Annotated in this window: 11 protein-coding genes and 1 pseudogene; 3 read left to right on the top strand and 9 right to left on the bottom strand. The window is 61.5% G+C overall.

Going from position 1 to position 10,956, the window contains the following annotated elements:
• Positions 1–64: 64 nt before the first annotated feature.
• The 3 genes from ACZYOF_RS39035 to ACZYOF_RS39025 form a co-directional block, all read right to left on the bottom strand.
• Positions 65–901 carry a hypothetical protein gene (locus ACZYOF_RS39035; protein ID WP_463719071.1) on the bottom strand — a complete coding sequence of 279 codons (837 nt, stop codon included), beginning with the start codon at positions 899–901 and terminating at the stop codon, positions 65–67.
• A gap of 21 nt (positions 902–922) precedes the next feature.
• Entirely contained in the window at positions 923–1,813 is an 891-nt protein-coding gene (locus tag ACZYOF_RS39030; protein WP_463719070.1) for a hypothetical protein, read from the bottom strand.
• Between the two features lie 607 nt (positions 1,814–2,420).
• The gene (locus ACZYOF_RS39025) at positions 2,421–2,867 is read right to left on the bottom strand and encodes a hypothetical protein (protein WP_463719069.1); all 447 of its coding nucleotides are present in this window, start codon (positions 2,865–2,867) and stop codon (positions 2,421–2,423) included.
• A 154-nt stretch (positions 2,868–3,021) separates the two neighbouring features.
• Here ACZYOF_RS39025 and ACZYOF_RS39020 point away from each other — a divergent pair, with 154 nt between their 5' ends.
• From ACZYOF_RS39020 to ACZYOF_RS39010, 3 genes are all read left to right on the top strand, one after another.
• On the top strand, positions 3,022–3,999 hold the full coding sequence (locus ACZYOF_RS39020) for an oxidoreductase (RefSeq protein WP_463719068.1): 978 nt from the start codon (positions 3,022–3,024) through the stop codon (positions 3,997–3,999).
• Positions 3,930–4,187, top strand: coding sequence for a hypothetical protein (locus ACZYOF_RS39015; protein ID WP_463719067.1), 258 nt, complete (start codon positions 3,930–3,932; stop codon positions 4,185–4,187). Before ACZYOF_RS39020 ends, ACZYOF_RS39015 begins: the two co-directional genes overlap by 70 nt.
• A 158-nt stretch (positions 4,188–4,345) precedes the next feature.
• A complete protein-coding gene (locus ACZYOF_RS39010; RefSeq protein ID WP_130584198.1) occupies positions 4,346–5,680 on the top strand; it encodes a S41 family peptidase in 1,335 nt (444 codons plus the stop codon).
• Positions 5,681–5,929: 249 nt separating this feature from the next.
• On the opposite strand, the gene ACZYOF_RS39005 is transcribed toward ACZYOF_RS39010, so the two are convergent.
• The 6 genes and pseudogenes from ACZYOF_RS39005 to ACZYOF_RS38980 form a co-directional block, all read right to left on the bottom strand.
• Entirely contained in the window at positions 5,930–6,205 is a 276-nt protein-coding gene (locus ACZYOF_RS39005) for a hypothetical protein (protein WP_130583865.1), read from the bottom strand.
• Positions 6,206–6,319: 114 nt separating this feature from the next.
• On the bottom strand, positions 6,320–6,823 hold the full coding sequence (gene moaC / locus ACZYOF_RS39000; protein ID WP_130583866.1) for a cyclic pyranopterin monophosphate synthase MoaC: 504 nt from the start codon (positions 6,821–6,823) through the stop codon (positions 6,320–6,322).
• Positions 6,824–6,827: 4 nt separating this feature from the next.
• Positions 6,828–7,649, bottom strand: a complete 822-nt coding sequence (gene trpC, locus ACZYOF_RS38995) for an indole-3-glycerol phosphate synthase TrpC (protein ID WP_463719066.1) — start codon at positions 7,647–7,649, stop codon at positions 6,828–6,830.
• A 68-nt stretch (positions 7,650–7,717) separates the two neighbouring features.
• On the bottom strand, positions 7,718–8,731 hold the full coding sequence (gene trpD / locus ACZYOF_RS38990) for an anthranilate phosphoribosyltransferase (RefSeq protein ID WP_463719065.1): 1,014 nt from the start codon (positions 8,729–8,731) through the stop codon (positions 7,718–7,720).
• A 71-nt stretch (positions 8,732–8,802) separates the two neighbouring features.
• The gene (locus tag ACZYOF_RS38985; protein ID WP_463719064.1) at positions 8,803–10,704 is read right to left on the bottom strand and encodes a peptidylprolyl isomerase; all 1,902 of its coding nucleotides are present in this window, start codon (positions 10,702–10,704) and stop codon (positions 8,803–8,805) included.
• A gap of 142 nt (positions 10,705–10,846) precedes the next feature.
• Positions 10,847–10,956 (bottom strand): annotated as a pseudogene (locus ACZYOF_RS38980) (IS5/IS1182 family transposase); the annotation flags it as partial.

Genomic DNA, 10,956 nt, shown 5'->3' with positions numbered 1-10,956 from the left:
GGCTGGCAGACCCTCGCCAGCAAGCCCATTGCTCAGCCGGTTGATCTTGCCGCCTGAGCAGATATCATCCGTTCACCGGAGACTCGCGACGGACAAATTCCAACCAAGTTCGCGACGGCACCCGCTCGAGCCTTTGAACCAAGAATGCATTCAATGCATTGCGCTCACCAGGGGCCGCGGGACATAAGTCTGATTGGAATTGCCGGATAATGATAAATCGTAGATTGCCAGCTTCATTATGCCATTGAATGTGATTCAAAGCCGCCATGTTCCACTCGGTGCAGAGTGGCAACGACTCGTTCTTCTGTAGCAAAGGCAAATATACGATTCTGCTCTTATCTTTATCCGGGCAGTTTGAGTTGTTGGGGCTGACCGATAGGATAAAATCTCTTACCTCCAAGTTTTTAGCCTCATCATTGGTGTAGGACCTGAACCTAGGTGGCCAAACAATCCCTTTAGTCCAATCCCACTTTTGGCAGATCGATTTAATTCGCGAGTTGGCGCACGTACTGCCAATCGCCAGAAGAAACCCATTTGCACTGCCATCGATATTGGGGGGACAGATTGCCGACTGGACGCGCTCGCAGACCATATAACCAATGGCAGGCGGGTAGCCGGATGCATAATCAGGAGGAGCACAAGCAACAATTTTGTTTTGTACCTTGTTGATGAGCCAAGCATTCTTTTTTCCTGGAGCGCTTGGCTTGCATTCGGGGCTCTCCATTTCTCCGACAGCCACATAAGCTGCAGGCATTGGATCTGCTTTGCAGACTGCATCCAATGATTGTTCAGCCGATTGATTCTCCAATCCAGCGTTACTCGTCCAGTAAAACAGAAATGTAATCGCCGTTGCAGAAGTGCAAATAAGTTGCTTGCTTAGCCTGTTCATCAGCGAAAACATTTGATAAGCGCTTTCCTTAAATTATTTGGGACACCAAATACCCTGCGGATGATAGAGCACGCCGTTTAGCCACTTTCCGTAAGCGCTATGCAGCTGGGGGCATGTGCAACTCACCCATCCTGCAGGTATCATTCTTGCTTGTTCTGCGGCACGTTCTTGCTCCGCTTTCAGTCGCGCCATTTCGGCTTGCTTGGCCTTTTCTTCAGCAGCGCGGGTTTTTTCCTCCGCCTCCGCTGCTCGCTTCTTCATTTCGGAAGCCTCTCGAGCCGACGCTCGCACTTTCGCCTCCTGGGCGACGAGAGGCTTTAGGGCCGTTAGGTATTCAGTTGGCGTTTGCAGGGAGGAGCGGTTGGGGGTCGGGTACCCCAACCGTGAAGCCACAGCGGCAACAAAATCAATACAGTTGTGATCGAAAATCCGGTATTCAGCATCTGAGGAGGGGACGAACTGTTTTCCGTCGGGGCCGATGGTGCTCTTGCTATCCCATTCCTTAATGACGCCGTAGACGGCGCGGCGTTCATCCGACGAGATGGGAACAGTGACGCTTTCCTTGATTTCCGAAAGGTGTTTCAGCAGTTCGGCGCGGTGGGTCGGCCCACAATCATCGTTCGGTCCGCATCGCTGTTCCGACTTCAACATGCCTGGACCTTTGATCATCCCCCTTCCATCCGCCGCCACGGGATAGAAACCGAAGATTTCCTCTTTAACCCCGGAACTTGTGTTCACACCGATGATCAGAAAGGCGTGACCAGTGAGCGTTGTAGCGTGGCCTGACGACATTACTTGCCGCGGGCGAGCAGCAAAGGTCAGCGTGAAATCTGGGGTCTCGCCAAATGCAGGGTCAAAAAAGCAGCAGACTATTTGCGCCACGAACGTCGCTAACGCGCCCGGGAATAGGAGTTCTGGTTTCATGTATCCACCAGACTGCTCAAGATCGCTAAAAATGCGTAACCCTCCGCGAGTTCCGGCGGAGCCACGGAAAATTGGAACTTACATCTAATCCTACATTTCAGGAAGAGACATCCGCGACACGACGCGTTGTCTTCATCCCTTTCGATTGCGTCAGCCTTGTTGTGCCCGGCTGTTTGGCTGTAACTCAATCTGCTTGAACTGCCGGTTGGCTGCGTCCGTAAGGAGCGCGGTCAACTTCGCATGCGTAGCGCTGTGCACGAGCCGCAAGTACCCAGCCACATGGCGGCCAATATCGCCGACAACCTGCGCTCGACCCGAACTCGCCCCTTGCACCATGGCCCCGCAATCCAACCGGCAGAACACTGTAAGCGGGGCTAGCCGGTCGCGCCACACTCGTTTTGGCTGCAAATTGTCAGTTGTTGGCCCTTCGCGTCATTTAGCTGCGCTGCAGAATTTGGTCGCTATCGAGGCATAGCGGACTCTGGAAAACCGCGCGCTGGCAGATTTATGGGTTCACGGCCTAGTTGTTCGTGAATCATCCAATGTCGTATCGGGCCACTCCCAGCAGGGAAGAAGCAGCCCGAGTTTCATAGCGATCAAGCGCAAATCACTGCGCCTTGTTTTTAGTCTCCTGGATATTTTGCTGGAGGTGACGTTCCTCCGCAGCATTCAGAGGCCCCAGCTTGACAGTCAGCTTGTCGATCTTGCCATTGAACCGGAACGGCGGCCGATAGTCGGCATCGTCCACCGCCGTGCGGGTATCCACTCCGACATCGAAGGTCTCATAAATCGTCTCGACAAACGGAATGGTGTGCGGGATCGTTTTGCTCGCGACTTCCTTGCCGTCCACCGACAGGACACCGGCGCCGCCCTTTCCGAAATCGGGGCCGTCGTACTTGAAATCGAACACGATGGTGTGCTTGCCGGGAGAGAGCGCCGGCGGGCTTTCCCAACGGAATCGTTCCACGTCAAAAAAGTTATAGACAAAGACCGGCTTGCCTTTGAGCATGTAGAGACCATGACCACCGCCACGGCCACCCAGCGTATTGATCATGCCTTCTGCACCACCAGGCGGGATGTCGACCTCGGCCGTGATCGAGTATCACTTGCCAGCGATGTCCGGGGCGCTGCTGTAAGGGAGGCCAGACGATAAGAGACCGATCCCGGCGCAACGACGGGTAACGATGTCCAGTGATGCGAGGAAAACCATGGCCGATACGTTCCTGTTCTCACCGATGACGATCCGCGGGATCACGCTGAAGAACCGGATCGTGGTGCCGCCGATGCATCAATATTCGGCCGTGAAGGGATTTCCGACCGATTGGCACTTGATGAATGCCGGCAAGTTCGCCGCCGGCGGCGCGGGGCTCGTCATCGTCGAGTCGACCAAGGTCGAGCGACGCGGCTGCGGCACGGTCGGCGATCTCGGCATCTGGGATGACAAGTTCATCGCGCCGCTCAACAGGCTCGTCACCTTCATCAAGCAGCAGAACGCGCTTGCCGGCATCCAGCTCGGCCATTCCGGACGCAAGGCGCGCGCGACGCGGCCTTGGGAAGGCGATGGGCCGCTGCAGCGGTCGCCTGATATCGAGGATTGGGACGACTGGACCCCGGTCGCGCCGAGCGCGATCGCGCATAGCGCGCGCTGGCCGGTGCCAAGGGCGTTGGAGCGCAGCGAGGTGAAAGACCTCGTGCAGGCCTGGGGCCAAGCCGCGCGCCGCGCCAATGAGGCCGGCTTCGACGTGCTCGAATTGCATGGCGCCCACGGTTATCTCGTGCATGAGTTCTTGTCGGAGCGCGGAAACCAGCGCACCGACGAGTATGGCGGCTCGGAAGAGAACCGCATGCGCTTCATTATCGAAGTGACCGAAGCGGTGCGTACCTATTGGCCCGATCACAAGCCGCTATTCGTGCGGCTGTCGGTGGAGGACAATGCCGGCCGGGGCCCGGAGCAGAGCGTGCGGCTCGCCCGCATCCTCAAGGCGAAAGGCGTCGATGTCATCGATTGCTCGTCCGGCGGCATCACCGACATGGCGCCGATCCTCGGCAAGGAAATCAAATACAATTATCAGGTGCCGCTATCGGAATATGTCCGCCGTCACGCCGACATCCTCACATGGCCGTCGGGCTCATCATCCATGGTGACCAGGCCGAGCAGATCCTGCGCGAAAAACAGGCAGATCTGATCGCGGTTGGACGCGAGATCCTCAACAACCCGAACTGGCCGATGGATGCCGCACTGAAGCTTGGCGTGGACGGGCCGTTCCGTAATGTTCCGCCGCAGTTCGGCTATTGGCTGGGCACCCGCGCCAAACGCGGCTTTGGAACCAATCCGTCGACCTGGCAGAGCGGGCTCCAAGAGCGACGTCCGTAAGCAGCACAACGAGCAACGCACGATGTCGTGAGCGACGGTATTTCTCCGGTAAAATTGGCCTTGATCCGACCAAAAAGGCATTGTGTGTTTGCCTGCGCCGGGCGAGAAACGGCGATTCAACACAATGGTGGCTGGTACAGCGGGAAGGATCGCAGGCAATGCGCAGGAATTTTGGCTTTCTCCTCGGCACGGTCACCGGCGTTGGTCTTACTCTTCTTGTCACCGCCCCGCAGGGCGCCAATCTGGTTGCGGTCGCCAAGGCCGCGGTCCGCTCCGATACCTATTCCCAGCTCAATCTTTTCGGCGACGTGTTCGAGCGCGTCCGGACCGACTATGTCGAGAAGCCCGACGATTCCAAGCTGATCGAGGGCGCCATCAACGGCATGATCACCTCGCTCGATCCGCATTCTCGTTACATGAACGAGAAGGGCTGGACCGACATGCAGGAGACCACCCACGGTGAGTTCGGCGGCCTCGGTATCGAAGTCACGATGGAAGAGGGCTTCATCAAGGTCGTAGCGCCGATCGACGACACGCCGGCCTCGCGCGCCGGCATCATGTCGGGCGACATCATCACCCAGATCGATGACGAACAGATCCAGGGCATGACGCTGGATCAGGCCGTCAACAAGATGAAGGGCCCGCCCAACAGCCAAACCAAGCTGAAGATCGTCCGCAAGGATGCCGACAAGCCGATCGACGTTTCCATCACCCGCGAGATTATCCGCGTGCGCCCGGTGCGCTTCCACGCCGATGGCGGCAATGTCGGCTATATCAGGATCAACTCGTTCAACGAGCAGACCACCGAGGGCCTGCACAAGGCGATCGCCGAAATCTCCAAGGAGATTCCGCAGGACAAGCTTGCCGGCTATGTGATCGACCTGCGCAACAATCCCGGCGGCCTGCTCGACCAGGCGGTGTCGGTGGTGAGCTCGCTGATGGCGCGCGGCGAGGTGGTCTCGACCCGCGGCCGGTTGCCGGAAGAGACGCAGCGCTTCACCGCGCGCGGCGGCGACATGACCAAGGGCAAGCCGCTGGTGGTCCTGATCAACGGCGGCTCGGCTTCTGCCTCCGAGATCGTGGCCGGTGCGCTGCACGACCACAAGCGCGCGACCCTGATCGGCACCCGCACCTTCGGCAAGGGCTCGGTGCAAACCATCATTCCGCTCGGGGCTGGCAATGGCGCGCTGGCGCTGACCACCGCGCGCTATTTCACGCCGTCCGGCCGCTCGATCCAGGCGCAGGGCATCGCGCCCGATATCGAGATCCTGCAGGATGTGCCGGACGAATTGAAGACGCGTGCCGAGATCAAGGGCGAGGCCTCGATGCGCGGGCATCTGGCGGCCGAAGGCACCGAGCAGACCGGCTCGCAATCCTTCGTCCCGCCCGACGAGAAGAACGACAAGGCGCTGAACGCCGCCTACAACCTCCTGCGCGGCGTCACCGTCAATGCCGACGCCAAGAACGCGCCGAAGCGGACGATCCCGAACTGAGGCTATACGGCTGTCTGATCCTCATCCTGAGGAGCTGCGCCTTCGCCGCGTCTCCGGACGATGCTACGCATCGCCGGGACAAGGATGAGGCCACCTCACCATGAGGGGCTCACGGCGGAATCGTAAGGGTGGGCAAAGCGAAGCGTGCCCACCATTACGAGCGGAGTGTCGATGGTGGGCACGCTTCGCTTTGCCCACCCTACTGTCGAGCATTCGACTTGACGTCGCCCCGACCGCATTCAATTCGGTTCAGCGCGCGCGGATGGCGGATGAATCGGAGCGGTGGCTTCGCGGCCGCTTGCCGGCCGACCGGATCGGCGGATCCTGAGCCCACATCCCGTCACCCTGGCCGATGTAGCGCTGATAGCCGCCTGTATAGGGGTTGCCCGGACCTTTGTTCTGGCAATTGGCGTAGGGGTAGAACTGCGCGCAATAGCCGGGCTCGGAAATCACCTGCTGTGCCATTGCCGGCGCGCTGACGACGCAGAGCGCTACGGCCGCACCAAGAAGCTTGAAGGCCCACATGGCGTTGCTCCTTCGCGGGAGGTCACGCCAAATGTAACACCGTAAGCGGCGACGCACTCCGAGCTGCCGGGTCACAGCCGCGTGACAGGACGGTCGTGGCGAACACCATTTGAATCAGCGATCGTCGGCGCGGTAGTGGCCGGACTTGCCGCCCTGCTTCTCGACGAGATGGATCCCTTCGATGCGGACGCCGCGTTCCACCGCCTTGATCATGTCGTAGATGGTGAGGCAGGCGACCGAGACCGCGGTCAGCGCCTCCATCTCGACGCCGGTCGGGCCGGTGACCTTGACGGTCGCCTGCACGATGCAGCCCGGCAGCTTCTCGTCCGGCTCGATATCGACCGTCACTTTCGACAGCGCGAGCGGATGGCAGAGCGGGATCAGTTCCGAGGTGCGCTTGGCCGCCATGATGCCGGCAATGCGGGCAGTGCCGAGCACGTCGCCCTTTTTCGCGTTGCCGGAGACGATCAGCTCGAGCGTCGCCTTGCTCATGACCACGCGGCCTTCGGCGACCGCGGTGCGTTCGGTCGCGGGCTTGGCGGAGACGTCGACCATCCGTGCCTCGCCGCTGGCATCGATATGGGTGAGGGCGGGGCCGCCCTTCGATTTCTCCGCCATCGCTCTAACGGGTTCCAGTGGCGCGCGGCGCGCTTTGGCGCGTCAGCAGCGCGCGGGTTGCCGCTGTTACATCGGCCTGACGCATCAGGCTCTCGCCGACCAGGAAGGTCGACATGCCCGCGCGTTCGAGCCGGGCCAGATCGTCCGGCGTGAAGATGCCGCTTTCGCCGACCATCAGCCGCTCCTTCGGGATCAGCGGCGCCAAGGCCTCGCTGGTGGCGAGCGTGGTCTCAAAAGTGCGGAGATTGCGGTTGTTGACGCCGATCATCGGCGAGCTGAGCTTCAGCGCGCGGTCGAGTTCGGCGCGGTCGTGGATTTCGACCAGCACGTCCATGCCGAGCGCGAGCGCGGAATCCTCGATATCCTCGGCTGCGGCGTCATCGAGTGCGGCCATGATGATCAGGATGCAGTCGGCGCCATGGGCGCGGGCCTCGACCACCTGATAGGTGTCGAACATGAAATCCTTGCGCAGCACCGGCAGATTGGTCGCCGCGCGCGCCGCGACCATGAAATCGAGGTGGCCCTGGAACGAGGGCGTGTCCGTCAGCACCGACAGGCAGGCCGCGCCGCCGGCCTCATAGGCTTTTGCCAAAACGGGCGGATCGAAATCGGCGCGGATCAGGCCCTTCGATGGCGAGGCCTTCTTGATCTCGGCGATCAGCGCGTAGTCGCCGCGAGCGTGCTTCTCACGGATCGCGCGCACGAACCCGCGTGGCGGCGACGCCGCCCTGGCGCGCGCCTCGATCTCGGAAAGCGGATGCGCGCGCTTGGCGGCGGCGATCTCCTCACGCTTGTAGGCTTCGATCTTCTTCAGGATATCGGACATCGCGATCGCCCTATATTTTTGAGCATGATCTTTTCGGAAAACCGGTTTCCACTTTTCCGGATCATGCTCTAGCTGTTTGAAACCGCGATCAAATGTTTGAGCTTCGCGGCCGCAGCACCGCTATCCAACGAATTGGTCGCCAGCGCGACGCCTTCCTTCAAATCTTTGGCACGACCGGCGACGATCAGCGCCGCGGCGGCGTTGAGCAGCGCGACATCCCGATAGGCGCTCGGCTTGCCATTGAGCACGCTCGAGAGCGCCACCGCATTGGCATCGGCATCGCCGCCCTTCAGCGCCTCGCCGCCGACGCGGCCAAAGCCGGCATCATCCGGAGTGACTTCGAAGGTTCTGATATCGCCGCCTTCCAGCGCCGCGACGAAGGTCGGGCCGGTGAGGGTGATCTCGTCCAGTCCGTCGGAGCCGTGCACCACCCAGGCCGCTTCCGAGCCGAGGTTCTTCAGGACCTGCGCCAAGGGCTGCACCCATTGCCGCGAGAACACCCCGACCATCTGCCGCTTCACGCCGGCGGGATTGGAGAGCGGGCCGAGCAGGTTGAAGATGGTGCGGGTCGCAAGCTCGACCCGAGTCGGGCCGACATTCTTCATAGCCGGGTGATGGGCGGGGGCGAACATGAAGCCGATGCCTGCTTCCTGGACGCAGCGGCCGACCTCGGCGGGCGTAAGATCGATCTTGACGCCGAGCGAGGCCAGCACGTCGGCAGCGCCCGAGCGCGACGACAGCGCGCGGTTGCCATGTTTTGCGACCGGCACGCCTGTGCCGGCCACGATGAAGGAGGCGCAGGTCGACACGTTCACGGAGCCGGAACCGTCGCCGCCGGTGCCGACCACGTCGACCGCTTCGGCAGGCGCCGTCACCCGCAGCATCTTGCTGCGCATCGCCGACACCGCGCCGGTGATCTCGTCAACGGTCTCGCCGCGCACGCGCAAGGCCATCAGGAGGCCGCCCATCTGTGAGGGCGTGGCTTCGCCCGACATCATGCTGTCGAAGGCGCTTGCCGCTTCGTCGCGCGACAAGGTTGCGCCGGTGGCGACTTTCGCAATTATCGATTTCAGGTCGTCCATCGCGTGCTGGCTCGTGATTCAGTGACGCATGATCCGATCGGAAAACCGGTTCCCACTTTTCCGGATCATGCTCAGTTGTTGTTTGCGCCCGTCACCTGTGCGAAGGCGGCCTGATTGATTGATGTTCCGATGTCGTGTTCGATCTTGTTGACGTATTGCGCGACCTGCTCGTCGGTCAATCCGCGCTGCAGCGCTTCTTTCAACTTCTTCACCTCCTCGGACGAGAGATCGACCGGCGGCACGATGATGTCGGTGACACGGAAGACGACGCGCTCGCCGCCGGTGCCCGTGGCCTGACCGACGCCATCCTTGGCGGTGCGGAAGGCCGCCGCGACCACGCTCTCGGGCACGCCCGGCAGCGAGGCGTCGCGGCGAAATTTATCTGATGTCTCGAGCTTGACGCCGAGCGTGGAGGCTTCGTCGGCGAGCTTGCCGCCGGCCTCGACCTTCTTGACGATCTCGGTCGCCTTGTCGCGCAGCCTGGTCGCGATCTGGTCCTCGCGCCATTTCGCCTCGACCTGGGCGCGCACCTCGTCGAGGCTGCGCTCGCGCGACGGCGTCACGCCGAGCACGTCGTACCAGACGTAGCCACCGCGGAACTGGATCGGCTCGTTGTCGACGCCGACATCGCTGCCAAAGGCCTGCGAAACCACATCGAGCCCGGTTGGAATGTTCGCCACGGGCTGGCCGTTCGGCATGCGTCCCGAGCGGTCGACGGCGTCGATGGTGACGGCGGTGAGCCCAAGCTTCTGCGCCGCCTCGACGAGGTTGGCGCCGCCGCCGCGCTCGTCCTCCATCTTGTTGTGGAGATCGGCGACCTTCTCGCGGGCGCGCTCGGCCGCGATCTGCTTCTTGATCTCGCCCGCCATGCTCTCATAGGTCGGTGTCGTGCCCGGCTCGATCTTGCCGACCTTGACCAGCGCCACACCAAAGCGGCCCTGCACCGGCTGGCTGACTTCGCCCGAGGGCAGGGAGAAGGCCGCATCCGCCACCGCCGGATCGAGGATCGCCGACTTCGCGACCATGCCGAGATCGACGTCGGACAGATTGAGGTTGCGCTCCTTGGCGAGGTCGTCGAACGAGGTGGTCGAGGTCAGCCGCGCACGTGCGGCAGTGGCTTCTTCCACGTTCGGAAACACGATCTGCGATACTTCGCGCTTCTCCGGCGTGCCGAGCTGGTTGCGGCGCTGCTCGAATATCTTCTTCGCATCCTCGTCGGAGACCTCGGTCCACTTGCCGATCTCCTCGGGCGTCACGACGACGAAGGCGATCTTGCGGAATTCGGGCGCGCGGAACTGGGCCTTGTGATCCTCGAAATAGGCGGCGAGCGCCTCGGGCGAGGGCGGGTCGATGGTGCCGGCCTGCGCCGCGTCGAGCTTGATGTACTCGATCGAGCGTTGCTCGTTCTGATAGCGGACCAGGGCCTCGATCAACGTCTTTGGCGGCTCGATGCCGGCTCCGATCGTGCCGGCGATCTGGCGGCGGAGGCCGACGCGGCGCTGCTCGGCGAGATAGCGCTGTTCGGTGTAGCCGAACTGACGGATCACGGACTGGAAGCGCTGCGGCTCGAACTGGCCGTTCAGCCCCTTGAAGTTCGGATCGTTGTAGATCGCGCGCATCGTCTCGTCCCGGGACTGGCCGAGCCGAAGCCGCCTGGCCTCCTCGTCGAGGGCTGCTTCCGCGATCGTCTGCTGCAATACCTGGCGGTCGAAGCCGAAGGCGCGCGCCTGGTCCGGCGTCAACGGACGGCCGAACTGGCGTCCGACCTGCTGCAACCGGTCGGTGTAGATCTGGCGGAATTGCTCGGTCGAGATTTCGGTGCCGCCAACCGTGGCGAGCGTCGACTGGCCAAATCCCTTGAAGATGTCGGCGATGCCCCAGATTCCGAAACTGACAATCAAAACGCCCATCACCACGGCCATGATAATCTTGCCGAGCCAGTTTGATGAGGCTGTCCGAATTCCTCGAAGCATGGGTCCAACTTGTTTGAAAAGGAGGGGAACCGGGTCGCGCCCGGGGATGATCCGATAAGCGGATTCCTTAAAGCGCGTTACCGAGTTGGGAACGCATCATAAAGTGGCAACTGCGCCGTCGCAACCTAGGTCGCGTGGACAGTTATCTTAGCCAGAGCAGAGTTGCGGCGATAGCGACGACAGCGAAGTAATTTCGTGCGGTTTTTTCGTAGCGCGTAGCAACGCGCCTGAAACGCTTCAGTTTCGAGAAGC

Source organism: Bradyrhizobium sp. LeoA1Lang (assembly GCF_055413685.1).
The sequence above is the reverse complement of the archived record's forward strand: the minus strand, read 5'-3'. Positions and strand labels throughout refer to the sequence as shown.